10 protein-coding genes and 1 pseudogene are annotated in these 14,375 nt (G+C 67.7%); 6 read left to right on the top strand and 5 right to left on the bottom strand.

Annotation, left to right across the window (positions count from 1 at the left end):
• Nucleotides 1-443 (top strand): annotated as a pseudogene (locus WAL33_RS13110) (serine protease); the annotation flags it as partial.
• Here WAL33_RS13110 and WAL33_RS13105 read toward each other — a convergent pair.
• Genes WAL33_RS13105 through WAL33_RS13090 form a run of 4 tightly spaced genes read right to left on the bottom strand, consistent with a single transcriptional unit; the run spans nucleotide 440 to nucleotide 6,341 of the window.
• Complete coding sequence (locus WAL33_RS13105; protein WP_422181991.1) at nucleotides 440-2,152, bottom strand: AmpG family muropeptide MFS transporter; 1,713 nt, start codon at nucleotides 2,150-2,152, stop codon at nucleotides 440-442. The pseudogene WAL33_RS13110 and the gene WAL33_RS13105 overlap by 4 nt on opposite strands.
• A 33-nt stretch (nucleotides 2,153-2,185) precedes the next feature.
• The gene (locus tag WAL33_RS13100; protein ID WP_422181990.1) at nucleotides 2,186-3,787 is read right to left on the bottom strand and encodes a response regulator; all 1,602 of its coding nucleotides are present in this window, start codon (nucleotides 3,785-3,787) and stop codon (nucleotides 2,186-2,188) included.
• Nucleotides 3,788-3,842: 55 nt separating this feature from the next.
• Nucleotides 3,843-5,759, bottom strand: coding sequence for a monovalent cation:proton antiporter-2 (CPA2) family protein (locus WAL33_RS13095; RefSeq protein ID WP_422181989.1), 1,917 nt, complete (start codon nucleotides 5,757-5,759; stop codon nucleotides 3,843-3,845).
• Nucleotides 5,760-5,762: 3 nt separating this feature from the next.
• Entirely contained in the window at nucleotides 5,763-6,341 is a 579-nt protein-coding gene (locus WAL33_RS13090; protein WP_422181992.1) for an NAD(P)H-dependent oxidoreductase, read from the bottom strand.
• Nucleotides 6,342-6,470: 129 nt separating this feature from the next.
• On the opposite strand from WAL33_RS13090, the gene WAL33_RS13085 reads away from it, so the two are divergent.
• Both WAL33_RS13085 and WAL33_RS13080 read left to right on the top strand, forming a co-directional pair.
• Nucleotides 6,471-7,196, top strand: coding sequence for a CoA transferase subunit A (locus WAL33_RS13085; RefSeq protein ID WP_422181988.1), 726 nt, complete (start codon nucleotides 6,471-6,473; stop codon nucleotides 7,194-7,196).
• Complete coding sequence (locus WAL33_RS13080; RefSeq protein ID WP_422181987.1) at nucleotides 7,196-7,837, top strand: 3-oxoacid CoA-transferase subunit B; 642 nt, start codon at nucleotides 7,196-7,198, stop codon at nucleotides 7,835-7,837. Before WAL33_RS13085 ends, WAL33_RS13080 begins: the two co-directional genes overlap by 1 nt.
• A gap of 138 nt (nucleotides 7,838-7,975) precedes the next feature.
• Here the strand turns inward: WAL33_RS13080 and WAL33_RS13075 are convergent, their stop codons facing one another.
• Nucleotides 7,976-9,559 (bottom strand): ArnT family glycosyltransferase, encoded by a 1,584-nt coding sequence (locus tag WAL33_RS13075; RefSeq protein WP_422181986.1) that lies wholly within the window; start codon nucleotides 9,557-9,559, stop codon nucleotides 7,976-7,978.
• A 195-nt stretch (nucleotides 9,560-9,754) separates the two neighbouring features.
• On the opposite strand from WAL33_RS13075, the gene WAL33_RS13070 reads away from it, so the two are divergent.
• The 3 genes from WAL33_RS13070 to aguB all read left to right on the top strand — a co-directional run bounded on the left by WAL33_RS13070 (nucleotide 9,755) and on the right by aguB (nucleotide 14,334).
• Complete coding sequence (locus WAL33_RS13070; protein ID WP_422181985.1) at nucleotides 9,755-12,292, top strand: TonB-dependent receptor domain-containing protein; 2,538 nt, start codon at nucleotides 9,755-9,757, stop codon at nucleotides 12,290-12,292.
• A gap of 159 nt (nucleotides 12,293-12,451) precedes the next feature.
• Entirely contained in the window at nucleotides 12,452-13,456 is a 1,005-nt protein-coding gene (locus WAL33_RS13065) for an agmatine deiminase family protein (protein ID WP_422181984.1), read from the top strand.
• The gene (aguB, locus tag WAL33_RS13060; RefSeq protein ID WP_422181983.1) at nucleotides 13,453-14,334 is read left to right on the top strand and encodes an N-carbamoylputrescine amidase; all 882 of its coding nucleotides are present in this window, start codon (nucleotides 13,453-13,455) and stop codon (nucleotides 14,332-14,334) included. The genes WAL33_RS13065 and aguB overlap by 4 nt, the downstream gene beginning before the upstream one ends.
• Nucleotides 14,335-14,375: the final 41 nt, after the last annotated feature.

Raw genomic sequence — 14,375 nt, 5'->3', positions numbered from 1 at the left:
TGGCCGAACCGCCCCGGCGCGGCGAGCGGGCCTATCATCCGGGCTTTCCGCAGGGCCATCCCGGCGAGGTCACCTCGCGCCTGCTGGGCCGTGAGAACCTGGTCGTCCGAGGGCGCGGCGCGCGGGTCGAGCCGGTGCTGGTCTGGGCAGAGGTCGGCCGCACCGACAATTTGAAGGGCACGCTGTCGGGCCTGTCCGGAGCGCCGGCCCTCGACAGCGCCGGCCGGGTGATCGGCGTGACGGTGGCGGAGTCGCCGCGCCGGGGGCGGATCTACACGACCGCCCAGGAGACGGTCGAGGACCTGCTCAAGCACAGCCGTCGTCGTCCAGCCAGCTTCGCCCTGGGCGAGGCGATCACCACCGAGAACTACGGCCGCGTCGCCGACGGCCTGCGCCGCGACTTGCGCGTGGCCCAGGTGGTCTGCCTGAAGAGCGAGCTCTAGGCGGGCTCCGCTTCGCCCTGGGCCGCCGCCTTGGCCGCCATGTGCTTGGGCTGGCGCGCGGCGACCATGAACGACAGCGCGATGGCCACCACGCCGATCAGGGCGGTGTAGATGAAGAAGGCCGTGTAGCCCGCCGCCATCGCCGGGGCGCTGACCCCCAGCTTGGCGCCGGCCGCGGTGAAGCTCTCGGGCGGCAGGCGGGTGAACAGGCTCTTCAGCGCGCCGATCGGACCACCGGCCTCCGCCGCCACGGCCGAGGCCTCGACGATCCGTCCCGACTGCGAGGCGATCAACTTGCCGGGCAGGGCGTAGAGCGACGAGAACAGGGCGTATTGGGTGGCCGTGAAGCCCGCCGTGGTCAGGCTGGACATGTAGGCGATCAGGGCCGTGCCGGCCACGCCGCCGGCGATGTTGTCGATGCAGATCGAGGCAAATAGCATCGGTGTGCTGTGGCCGCTCATGGCCAGCAGGGCGAACATCAGGTTGCTGATCGGCTGGGCGAAGGCGCCGATGATCAGCGCCCGCATCAGGCCAAGACGGGCCACGACCACGCCGCCCAGAAACACCCCGGCCATCGAGGCGATGATGCCGAACACCTTCCGGATCTCGGCGATCTCGGTCAGGGTGAAGCCCATGTCGCGGTAGAACGGGTTCATGATGTTGAGCACGAAGTCCGAGACCCGATAGACGCAGATCGCCGCCAGGATCAGGCCGGCCACGCCCGAGAAGCGGGTCAGAAAATCCTTGAGTGGCGCGTACAGGGCCGTCGACAGATAGACGCCGGGCTTGGTGTTGACCCTGGGGATCGGCCAGGCGGCGACGGCGATGACCGCCAGGCCGACCAGGACCCCGGCCAGTTGCAGCCAGACGCCGTTGGGCTTGGCCTTCCAGGCCTCGGCCAGGGTGTCGCCGCCGACCAGCTTGGACAGCAGGCTGGCGTCGCCCGACAGACCCGAACCGACCAGCAGGGCGCCGACCAGCAGGACGGCCAGCCGCGCCAGCCACTCGAGGATTTCCAGCGCCTTGGGCTGGTTGACGCCGTCGGTGTGAATCGGCCGGATGGCGTGGGCGGCCTCGCGCGGCGCCGCCAGGGTCGAGACCACCCCGATCAACATGGCTCCGGCCATGGCGAGGTACGAGATGTTCCAGCCGAACCGCTCGGCCAGCAGCAGCGGCACGGCGCCGGCCATGATCATGGCGCCGCGATAACCCCACTGCACGGCCACGGCCATCTGGCCCTGGCGTTCGACATCGACCACCTCGATCCGCCAGGCGTCGATCACGATGTCCTGGGTGGCGGTGGCGAAGCCGACGATCACGGCGATGGCGGCCATCAGCGGCAGGTTCGTGGCCGGATTGACGCCGGAAATGGCTATCAGGCCCAGGATGATCACGGCCTGGCAGATCAGCATCCAGGCCCGCCGGTGGCCGACCAACCCATGCAGGATGGGCACCTTCGTGCGGTCGATCAGCGGGGCCCAGAGGAACTTGAACGAGAAGCTCAGGGTCGCCAGGCTGAAGAAGCCGATAACCGCCAGCGACAGGCCCGCGTCACGCAGCCACAGCGACAGGGTGTCGAAGATCAGCATGAAGGGCAGGCCCGAGGCGAACCCCAGGCCCAGCATCACCAAGCTGCGGCGCTCGCCGAAAAAGGCCAGGGTCTGGAGAAGGGTCTTCTTCTCCGGCGCTGCTTTAACGTCGTCGGTCATGCGGTGGTCCCCGTGCGGGAACCGCGCCCCGCCTTAGCCGGCGACCTTGGCGCGCGTCGTGGCTTTCGTCCAGCCGAGCCCGTTCTGTCCGAGCTGGGTCCAGTGGGTGAGCACGGCGCGCAGGGCCTGTGAGGTCAGGGGCTTGGTCAGGAAGTCGTTCATGCCCGCCGCCAGACAGGCGCGGCGATCCTCGTCGAAGGCGTCGGCGGTCAGGGCGATGATCGGGGTGGTCACGCCGCGCTCGCGCAGGGCCTTGGTCGCCTCGACGCCGTTCAGCCCCGGCATGCGCAGGTCCATCAGGATCAGGTCGTAGGCGCCGCGCGACAGGGCCGAGACGGCCTCGTCGCCGCTGGCGATGCGGTCGACCTTGCAGCCTTCGCGCTCCAGCAGGGCGCGGGCCAGCAAGGCGTTGATCGGATTGTCCTCGGCCAGAAGCACGCGGACGCCCGGGGCGGCGGCTGGAGCGATGCGGTCGTCCTCGTGGACGCTCGGGGTCGCGGGCGGCGCGGCCGCGACGGCCTTGATCTGGGCGTTGGCCGCCTTGGCGACGGGCTGGGCGGCCAGGACCTGGGCGATCAGCGAGGCGCGGCGCAGCGGCTTGATCAGATAGCCCAGGCCGGCGGCCTTCAGCTTGGGGATGCGGTCGCGCTGGTCCGGGGTCAGCAAGGCGACGCAGGCATGGTCGGCCGGGGGCTTCAGCGCGCCGCGCGGTCCGGCCCCTTTTGCGATCGAGGCGGCGTCCAGCAACAGCACCGTGTCGGCCGGCGCGTTCCTCAGGGCCGCGGCGACGGTCTCGCCGGCCAGGGCCAGGCCGCCGCTGGCGCGAATCTGACGGACGGCGGCCTCGCGGACCATGGCGTTGGGCGAGGCGACGGCCACGCAGCGGCCGCTCAGCGGCTGGTCCGCCGGACGTGACGGCGCGAAGGCGAACGGCGCGTCGAACCAGAAGTCGGCGCCCTGGCCCAGCTCGCCGCCGACCCCGGCCTCGCCGTTCATGGCGCCGGCCAGGCGGGCGACGATGGCCAGGCCTAGGCCCGCACCGCCCAGTTGGGCCTGGTGCGAGGGGTCGGTCTGGACGAAGGCTTCGAAGATCGCGGCCCGCGCCTCGGGCGCCACGCCCGGTCCGGTGTCGCGGACGGAAAAGCGGATGCGCCCCTTGGCGTCGAAAGAGCCGGCGGCCAGGTCGGCGCTCAGCAGCACCCCGCCGGTCTGGGTGAACTTGATGGCGTTGCCCGCGTAGTTCAGCAACACCTGCCGCAGCCGGCCCTCGTCGGCCAGGAGGGTCGGCAGGCCCGGCGCAGCGGCCCAGGCGATCTCGATGTTCTTTTCATGAGCCCGGGGGCTCAGCAGTTCGGCGACCTGGCGCAGCAGGTTCTCGACATCGACCGGAGCGGTGTGCAGCTCGATGGTCGTGGCGCCCAGCCGGGCGAAATCGAGCACGTCGTTGACCAGGGACAGCAGGTGGTCGCCGCTCTCGCGCAGGGCGCCGACATAGGCCTTTTGCTCGGCCGTCAACCGCGTGCCTTCCAACAACCGGGCCATGCCCAGCACGCCGTTCAGCGGCGTGCGGAACTCGTGGCTGAGGGTCGCCAGCTGTTCTGGGGTGACCCCCGTGGAGGAAGGGCGGTTGCTCATGGAGGCGCAGCCTAGCAAGCACGGCTTAACGACGGGTGTTCGATGAAGGGTTTCTCTACTTGGCCGCCTCGCGCGTGGCCGCTTCCCGTTCGGCCCGTTCCCGCAGTTCCTCGTCGAGGCTGGCGGTGTCCCAGGCGCCGGTCGCATCGCCGGGCCGCAAGCGCGCCAAGTCGGCGTTGAGCAGCTTGTCCATGGTCTGGGCCGCGTCGCGCGAGGCCAGGATATAGGCCTCCTCCTGACCCCAGACCGGACGCAGATCCTCGAACGACTTACGGTCGTGGCGGCGGAAGATCGCGCCGGCGCGGTGAGCGCGGTGGGCGCGGTAGCCCAGCTTCTGCAGGGCGGTGGTCCCGAGGGCCAGGGCCGCCTCGAAGGTCTCGCGCTCGACCGCGTCGGCCCCGTTGGCCAGCAGGTCGTAGGCGTGGCGGCGGTCCCAGGCCCGGGCCAGGATCACGAGCTCAGGGAAGGCCTTGCGGGCGGTCTCGACCAGCTCGACGGTCTTTTCGCGATCGTCCAAGGCGACGATCAGCATCCGGGCCCGCTCGATGCCGGCGGCCCGCAGCAGGTCCATCCGCGTGGCGTCGCCGTAGTGAACCCGGCGGCCGAAGCGGCGAAGCAGGTCGATCTGCTCGATGTCGCTGTCCAGCACCGTGGAGCGGAAGCCGTTGGCGGTCAGCAGGCGGCCGGTGATCTGGCCGAACCGTCCGAAGCCGGCGATGATGATGTCCGGCTCGCTGTCATCGAAGGCCCCGGTGTCGGGGACCACCTTGGGGATCGCCGCATCGAAGGCCTGGGCGATGCGCTCGTAGAGGATCATCGCCACCGGGGTAAGAGCCATGGAGACGGCGACGGCGGCGGTCAGCAGGGCCGCCAGGCTCGCGCCGATCACGCCGGCCCCGACCGTGAAGCTGAGCAACACGAAGGCGAACTCCCCGCCCTGGGCCAGGGCGGTGGCGACGGCCGCCGCGCCGCGGGCCGGGGCTCCGAACAGTCGGGCCAGGACGAACACGACCACGAACTTCAGCGTCATCAAGCCCAGCACCAGGCCGATCAGGGTGACGGGCTGGCCGGCCACCAGCTTCAGGTCGATGCCGGCCCCCACGGTGATGAAGAACAAGCCCAGCAACAGGCCGCGGAACGGCTCGATGTCGGTTTCCAGCTCGCGGCGGAACTCGCTTTCGGCCAGCACCACCCCGGCCAGAAACGCGCCCAGCGCCGGGGAAAGCCCGACCATCTGCATCAGGCTGGCCACCCCGACCACGATCAGCAGGGCCGCGGCGGTGAAGATCTCGCGCAGACGGGCCTCGGCGATGAAGCGGAAGATCGGCCGCACCAGGTAGCGACCGCCGCCGACCACGGCGCCGACCGCGACGAACACCGCGATGCCCTGGGCCCAGGGCGGCAGGTGGGCGACCAGGTTCATGCCGCCATGGGCGGAGGTTTCGGCGTGGACCGGCGGGGCGATGGTCGCCAGGGTCGGCAGCAGGGCGAACATCGGGATCACCGCCAGGTCCTGCAGCAGCAGGATCCCGAAGGCGGCGCGTCCGACCGGCCCTTGCCTTAGGCCCTTCTCGTCAAGGGTCTGCAGCACGATAGCGGTGGACGACATGGCCAGCACCATCCCGACAGCCAGGGATGTCTGCCAGGGCAGGCCCAGCAGCATCGCGACGCCGGCGATGGCCAGCGAGGTCCCGATGACCTGGGTTCCGCCGAAACCGAAGATCGCCTTGCGCATGTCCCACAGGGTCGAGGGCTGGACCTCCAGCCCGATCAGGAACAGCAGGATGACCACGCCGAACTCGGCGAAGGTCATGATGTCGGTCTGCTCGCCGACCAGCGACAGGGCGAACGGCCCGATCACCACACCGGCGATCAGGTAGCCGAGCACCGAGCCCAGGCCCAGGCGCTTGGCGATCGGCACGGAGATGACGGCGGCGGCCAGATAGACCAGGGTTTGCACGAGGAAAGGCATGGTTCAGGCCCCCAGTTCGGCGTCAGCGGGGGCGGTCAGCAGCGAGGCGATGCGGGCGCGGTAGCGCAGGGCCTCGGCCTTCAGCTCCTCGTCGTCCTTGGTCGCCGCGCCGTGCACCACGAAGGGCGTCTCCCAGACCATGCCGCACAGATAGGCGGTCTGCTCCAGGGGGCGAAGATATTCGTCCATCGAGAAGCGGTTGTAGCCGTGGGCGTGATAGGCCTTGGCCGCCCCGCCGGTGGTGCAGGCGGCGAACAGGCGCTTGCCGGCCAGGGCGTTGCCGTCCAGGCCGTAGGCGAAGCCGTGCAGCCAGACCAGGTCGAACCACTCCTTCAGCAGGGCCGGGGTCGAGTACCAATAGAGCGGGAACTGCACGGCGATGACGTCGTGCGCCGTTAACTTCTGCTGCTCGGCCTCGATGTCGATCGCGAAGTCCGGATAGGTCTCGTAGAGATCGTGGAAGGTGACCCCTTCCAGGCCCTTGGCCGCCTTGGCCAGGGCGCGGTTGGCGCGAGAGCGCTCAAGCGCCGGATGCGCCAGGGTCAACAGCACGCCCGAGGTGGCGGGCGCCGCGAGCCCGATGGTAGCTTCCCCAGGGTTAGCCTGATCCGTCACGCCGAAACTCCGCAGATCGAAATTTTATTCATCAAGGGTTGAATTTCTCCGTACGGCGGCTCAGAGCAGTCGTCGAACGTCGCTCCGGGAGGAACCATGGTCGACAAGGTCAAGTCCACAGCCGCCGAAGCGCTGGCGGGTCTTTTATTCGATGGCATGACCATCATGGCCGGAGGCTTCGGCCTGTGCGGCATTCCCGAGAACCTGATCGCGGCGATCCGCGAAACGGGCGTCAAGGACCTCACGGTGGTCTCCAACAATTGCGGCGTCGACGGCTTCGGCCTGGGGATTCTGCTGGAGAACCGCCAGATCAAGAAGATGATCTCGTCCTATGTGGGCGAGAACAAGCTGTTCGAACAGCTCTACCTCAGCGGCGAACTGGAATTGGAGTTCAATCCGCAAGGCACCCTGGCCGAGCGCATCCGCGCCGGCGGGGCGGGCATCCCCGCCTTCTTCACGCGCACGGGGGTCGGCACCCTGGTGGCCGAGGGCAAGGAAGTGCGCGATTTCGACGGCGAGCTATACGTGATGGAACGCGGCCTCGTCGCCGACCTGTCGATCGTCAAGGCCTGGAAGGCCGACGCCGAGGGCAACCTCGTCTACCGAAAGACCGCCCGCAACTTCAATCCGATGATGGCCACGGCCGGTAAGGCCACCGTCGTCGAGGTCGAACAGGTCGTGGAAATCGGGGCGTTGGACAAGGACAACATCCACACCCCCGGCATCTATGTCGACCGCCTGATCAAGGGCGCCAAGTTCGAGAAGCGCATCGAACGCGTGACCACTCGTCCTCGTGAAGAAAAGATTGGGGAGACCGTCTAATGGCCTGGACGCGCGACCAGATGGCCGAACGGGCGGCCAAGGAGCTGCGGGACGGCTTCTACGTGAACCTGGGCATCGGCATCCCGACCCTGGTGGCCAACTATATTCCCCAGGGCATGTCCGTGACGCTGCAGAGCGAGAACGGCATGCTGGGCATGGGCCCCTTTCCCTACGAGGGGGAAGAGGACGCCGACCTGATCAACGCCGGCAAGCAGACGATCACCGAGCTGGACTCCAGCTCGTACTTCTCGTCTGCCGACAGCTTCGCGATGATCCGTGGCGGCCACATCGCCCTGTCGATCCTGGGCGGCATGCAGGTGTCCGAGACCGGCGACCTGGCCAACTGGATGGTGCCCGGCAAGATGGTCAAGGGCATGGGCGGGGCCATGGACCTTGTGGCCGGCGTCAAGCGGGTGGTGGTGGTCATGGACCACTGCGAAAAGTCCGGCGCGCCCAAGCTGCTGCACCGCTGCTCGCTGCCCCTGACCGGGGCCGGCGTGGTGGATCTGCTGATCACCGAGCTGGGCGTATTCGAGATCAACCGCGGCAAGACGCCGGTCCGGCTGATCGAGCTGGCGCCGGGGGTGACCGCGGACGAGGTCAAGGCCAAGACCGAGGCGGCGTTCGAAGTCGGGGTTTAAAACCCTCCCCCCGTTGGGGGAGGTGTCGGCGCAGCCGACGGAGGGGGGAGTGATCGGCCGGCGACCTGGGTCTGATCGAACCTCCTAAAACTCCCCTCACCGGCCTTCGGCCGCCTCCCCCACGGGGGGAGGATCCAGCTAAGGCCTCGGCTTGGGGGTCGGCGGCAGACCCGTCACCGGATCGCGCGGCACGGGCTGGAACCCCTGGGCGATGAACAGGTCCGTCCGGCGCGAGCGCTTCTTGTCCAGCCGCACCCGGACGATCTGCAGGTCCGAGGTCGTCTTGAAGTCCTGCTGGATCTTGCCGCGATAGATTCCCTCCAGGCTGGCGATCAGCGCGCGGCGGCCCAGGGCGGCGTCCAGCGGCGCCTCGACCTCGGCCTGGTTGCGGGGGGCGATCTCATGCAGCCACATCCGGAGCGGCGGGGCGGCCGGCGTGCCGAAATAGTCGCGGCCGTAATAAGCGGCGACGTTGTAGAGAAAGCGGTCGTCGACGGCGACGGCGGTCAGGCCGCCCCGCAGGGCCTGTTCCTCGCGCGCCCGCTCGATGATCGCCTGCACCGTCTGATCCCACCCGCGGGTTCGCTTGAAGGCGTTGGCCATGCCCATGGCCTCGGCGGTGCGAGGATCGATCACCCAGGCCAGGAACAGCGCCGCCATCACCGCCTGCACGGCCAGGCCGCCGATCAGCCAGCGGCGCGCGTTCCAGCGCAGCAGCCAGGCGGCGACCAGCACCGAGCCGGCGACATAGGCCGCCGCCGCCCAGTTGGCGTTGGCGCGCGACACGAAGGCCTGGGCCGCCACGGCGACCAGCGGCGGGACGGTGAAGCACAGCAGCATGATGTCAGCCTGGGCCAGCCGCTTGCGAAGCGTCAGCAGCAGGGCGCCGCCGCTCAGCACGGCGAACGGCGCGGGTCCGAACACCCCGAACTGCGAGCCGACGAAACGGAACAGTTCCAGGGGGTTGAGCAGCCGGCCGGTCTTCCAGTTGGCGTTGGCCACCGTATGCTCAAGCGTCGAGAAGTGATGCTGGTAGTTCCAGATCAGGTTCGGCGCGAAGACCGCCGACAGGGCCGCGAGGAAGGCGGCCGCCATGACCGGCGTCCAGGCGCGACGGGCCTGGCGCGACAGGAACAGGTGCGCGGCTAGGCCGACCAGGGCGTAGATCGCCGCGTATTTGCTCAGAAGCGCCAGGCCCAGCGCCGCCCCCATGCCGGCGGCGAGCCAGGGCCGCAGGCGGGGTGGAGCGTCCGGGAGGGCGACACAGGCCCACAGCATCAAGGCCAGGAAGAACAGGAGCGGCGTGTCGGTGGTGATCAGCACCGACGACAACTGAATGCCCGGCATCAGGCTGAAGACCGCCGCGGCGACCATTCCGATCCACTTGCCGTTCGGCTGACCGCCATAGAGGCGCTGGGCGATGCGGCCGATGACCAGGGCCGTCAAGGCGTTGAGCACGGGCGAACCGGCCCGCAGCCACGGCTCGGCGTCGCCGCCGATTCGGGTGGTGACCCAGATCAGCCAGGCGATCATCGGCGGCTTGGAGAAATAGCCGAAATCCAGGTGGCGCGACCACAGCCAGTACTGTGCTTCGTCCGGGTACAACTCCAGGGGGGTCGTGAAGATCGCCGCCATGCGCAGAATCGTCAGCACCCCCACGAAGACGAGGGTCAATCGCCAGGCGCGCGCCTGGTCGGACCGCGTCGTTTCGTCAAGAGCCACGCTGATTTCTCCCGCATAAGTAAGAGCGCACTGACTAAATGTGTTGCAAGCGGGGCGCTCGCGGCGGCTTTATCCGCCATCGTGGCCTTTCCGTCACCAAACCTTCTAAAATCGTCGGTAAAGAGCCTCTTAATGACATGGTCCGGCGGGCTTTATGCGCCGCGTCGTGACCTAATGAGGGGATAGATCAAAATGATGACGAAAAAGCTCGCCTGTCTGGCGTCCACCGCGTTGGTCGGCTGCCTGATCAGCGCCACCGCCGCCATGGCTCAGTCGTCGGGTACGACTGAAGTCGACAGGGTCGTCGTGACCGCCACCGGCGCCAAGTCGATCGCCGGCGCCGTGGTCGCCGAGACCGCGCCGAAGTCGCGTTCGACCATCGACCAGGAATTCATTAGCCACCAGGCTCCTGGCCAGACGATCCTGCAATCGCTGAACCTGGTCCCCGGCCTGTCGTTCACCAACAACGACCCTTACGGCACCAGCGGCGGCAACATCCGTCTGCGCGGCTTCGACGGCGCCCGTATCTCGCTGACCTTCGATGGCATCCCGACCAACGACACCGGCAACTACGCGCTGTATTCGAACCAGCAGCTGGATCCGGAATTGATCGAGAAGGCCAGCGTCACAACCGGCCAGACCGACATCGACACTCCGACGATCTCGGCCACCGGCGGCGTCATCAACTACACGACTCTAAAGCCCACCGAAGAGTTCGGCGGCTCGGTGGTCGCCTCGTACGGCAGCTTCGACTACGGCCGGATTTTCGGCCTGCTCAACAGCGGCGCGTTCGGCCCCTGGGGCACCAAGGCCTGGGTTTCGGGCTCCTACCAGAAGTACGACAAGTTCAAGGGCGAGGGTGACCTCGAGAAGACCCAGTTGAACGCCCGCATTTGGCAGGACATCGGCTCGAAGGGCGACTATGTCAGCCTGTCGGCCAACTGGAACATCAACCGCAATTTCAACTACAACTTCGCCCAGTTGGGCGCCTCGGATGGCTCGATCATCCCGGAAACCGCTCAGTACGGCTGGGACTGGGACTACCGCAACAACACCACGGCCACGACCGGCATCTACGACTGGATCAAGCCGACCAAGGTCGCCGGGACGCGCGACACCGACCCGAACGGTTCGAACTGGTGGGGCGGCCGCATCAACCCGTCGAACACCGGCAACCTGCGCATGAAGTCGCGCTTTAGCCTGACCGACAACCTGATCTTCACGTTCGACCCGTCGTTCCAGTACACGATGGCGAACGGCGGCACCCAGCAGGTGGCGATCAACGAATATGACGCCAAGCTGGTCGGCACGGCCACCACCTTCGCCAGCTGCAAGGTGGGCACGATCTCGGCCACCAACCGCGGCGTTGATCTGAACGGCGACGGCGACTGCATGGACTCGGTCCGTTACATGTCGCCCTCGAACACCAACACCCGTCGCTATGGCGTCAACAGCTCGCTGATCTGGCACCTGAATGACACCAACACCCTGCGTCTGGCCTACACCTTCGACCGCGGTCGTCACCGTCAGACCTCGGAAGCCGGCTATGTCGACCAAGACACCGGCTTCATGAAGAACTGGTTCGGCGGCAAGGAAACCTGGGGCGGCGATCGCATCGTCGGCGCCGACGGCGCGCTGCTGCGCTTCCGCGACCGCTTCTCGATCGCCGAGCTGAACCAAGTCGCGTTCGAGTATCGTGGCAAGTTCATCGACGACAAGCTGAACGTCACCATCGGCGTGCAGCACAAGGAGTTCACCCGCGAACTCAACCAGTATTGCTACACCTCGAACGGCACCAGCACCGTGCTTTGCACCACGCAGGTCCCGAGCACCACGCTGGCCAACGGCAACGTCCAGTTTGCCGGTTCCACGACGCAGTACATTCGGCCGTTCGCCTACGACGTGAAGATCAAGAAGACGCTGCCGAACGTCGGCGTGTCGTATGATCTGGACGAGCACAACGCGTTCTACGCCAGCTACTCGGAACAGATCTCGGCCCTGAAGACGGACAGCTACTACACCGTCAAGCGTCTGGCCGACGGCTCGATCGGCTCGCTGAGCGCCGCTCCGGAATCCACCAAGACCGCCGAAGTGGGCTACCGCTTCAACATGCCGGGCTACTACGCCACGGCCAGCGCCTATACGACCGAGTTCAAGAACCGCGTCGTGTCCACCTACGACCCGGACACCGACTCGTATCGTGAGCGCAACGTCGGCGCCGTCGACATCAAGGGCCTGGAAGGGCAAGTCGGCGGTCGCCTGACCGACGAGCTGTCGCTGGCCGCCTCGGCGACCTACACCGACGCCCCGTATCAAGACGCGCTGCTGGTCCAGCCGGGCATCTACGCCCACATCGAAGGCAAGCAGCTGGTCGAAACCCCGAAGGTGATGTTCGGCGGCCGGATCAACTACGAAGACGGTCCGTTCCAGATCGGCTTCCAGGGCAAGTACACCGGCAAGCGCTACGCCACCGACCTGAACGATCTGGCGGTCGACGGCTACACCGTGTTCGACCTGGACGCTCGCTACACGCTGGACTCGGTGCTCAAGGGCGCTTTCATCCAGCTGAACGTCTGGAACGTCTTCGATAAGGAATACTACGGCAGCCTGGGCACCCAGGTCACCGCCAACCCGATCCTCAAGGCCGCCAACCAGTACAACATCACCAACCAGCCTTACGGCTACATCGGTGCTCCGCGTACGGCTCAGATCTCGCTGCGGGTCAATTTCTAAGACAGACCAGGACCCGTCTCGACGGGATCCGAAGACAGGGGGCGGTCCGGCAACGGGCCGCCCTTTTTCTTTTGTCGCAGCAGTTTGCTAGAAGGGCGGCTTGACCCGCGGGCCGTCTCGGCCCATTTGCGCCTCCCGTTTCGATCCAGGTTTCTGCTTATGACCCCGACCGTCCCCGCCGAATGGGCTCCGCACCGCGCCATGTGGGTGGGTTTCCCCAGCCACGCCGAGCTCTGGCGTGAAGATCTCGACCAGGCCCAGGACGAGGTCGCCGCCTTGGCGCGCGCCCTGGCCGGTCCCGGCGGCGAACGCGTCCGTCTGATGGTGGTCGGTGACGAGGCTGAGGCCGCCGCCCGTGCTCGCCTCGCCGACACCAAGGTCGAGATCGTCCGGGGGCAGTTCGGCGACATCTGGCTGCGCGACACCGGCCCGATCTTCGTCGACACCGCCAACGGTCCGGTGGCGGCCGGCTTCCTGTTCAACGGCTGGGGCGGCAAGTACGAGATGGAGGGCGACGACCTGGTCGCCGAGCAGATCGCCGCCGCCAGCGGCGCGCCTCTGGCCCGCAACGCCTTCGTGCTCGAAGGTGGTTCGCTGGACCACGACGGCATGGGCTGCGTGCTGACCACCCGCCAGTGTCTGCTGAACGAGAACCGCAACGGCGACTTCGACGAGGCCAAGGCCTCGGCCGCCCTGGCCGCCTCGCTGGGCGTCAAAAAGGTGCTGTGGCTGGGCGACGGCCTGCTGAACGACCACACCGACGGCCACATCGACAACCTGGCCCGCTTCGTCGCGCCGGGCGTGGTGGCCTGTCCGATGGCCTTCGGGGCGGACGATCCCAACGCTGAGGTCTATGCCGAGACCGCCCGCACCCTGGCGGCTATGACCGACGGCCGCGGCTCGCCCCTGCAGGTGGTGCGCATCCCCTCGCCGGGCCGCATCCTGAACGAGGACGGCGAGATCGTCCCGGCCTCGCACATGAACTTCCTGATCGCCAACGAGGCGGTGATCGTGCCGATCTACGCCGAGGAGTCGGGCGCCTTCGCCGTCGAGGTGATCAGCGGCCTGTTCCCCGAGCGCGAGGTCATCGGCCTGCCCTCGACCGCCATCCTGACCGGCGGCGGCTCGTTCCACTGCATCAGCCAACAGGAGCCCGGCGAATGACCCGCACGCTCAGCGTCGCCGCCATCCAGACCTCGTATGGGATGGACCTGCAGGCCAACATCAAGAAGACCGAAGCCTTCATCCGCGAGGCCGCGGCCGGCGGCGCCCAGGTGATCCTGCCGTCCGAGCTGTTCCAGGGCCCCTATTTCTGCGTCACGCAGGAAGAGAAGTGGTTCGCCGAAGCCCATCCATGGCGCGAGCATCCGGTGGTCAAGGCCATCGCGCCCCTGGCCGGGGAGCTGGGCGTGGTCATCCCGATCTCGATCTTCGAGCGCGAAGGCCCGCACTATTTCAACAGCCTGGTCATGGCCGACGCCGACGGCGCGATGCTGGGCCTCTACCGCAAGAGCCACATCCCCGACGGTCCCGGCTATCAGGAGAAGTACTACTTCCGGCCGGGCGACACGGGCTTCAAGGTCTGGGATACGCGATTCGGCCGATTGGGCGTCGGCATCTGCTGGGACCAGTGGTACCCCGAGGCCGCCCGCGCCATGGCGCTGATGGGCGCCGAGGCCCTGTTCTACCCGACCGCCATCGGCAGCGAGCCGCATGATCCCAGCCTCAACACGACCCTGCCCTGGCAGCGAGCGATGCAGGGCCACGCGGTGTCGAACGTGATCCCGGTGATCGGCGCAAACCGCATCGGCTTCGAGCCGTGGGACGGTTATCCGAACGGCGGCCAGACCTTCTACGGCTCGTCCTTCGTGGCCGACCATCGTGGCGACCTGATCAGCGAGCTGGGCCACGCTGACGAAGGCCTGGTGACCGGGACCTTCGACCTGGACTTCCTGCGCACCCACCGCGCGGCCTGGGGGTTCTTCCGCGATCGTCGGCCGGAGCTGTATGGGGCGCTGGCGACGGGACGGCCCAGCACCTGACCCCCCTCCGGCCCTCCGGGCCACCTCCCCCAAAGGGGGAG

Origin of the sequence: Caulobacter sp. (genome assembly GCF_049283275.1) — a bacterium.
Classification (GTDB): domain Bacteria; phylum Pseudomonadota; class Alphaproteobacteria; order Caulobacterales; family Caulobacteraceae; genus Caulobacter.
The sequence above is the reverse complement of the archived record's forward strand: the minus strand, read 5'-3'. Positions and strand labels throughout refer to the sequence as shown.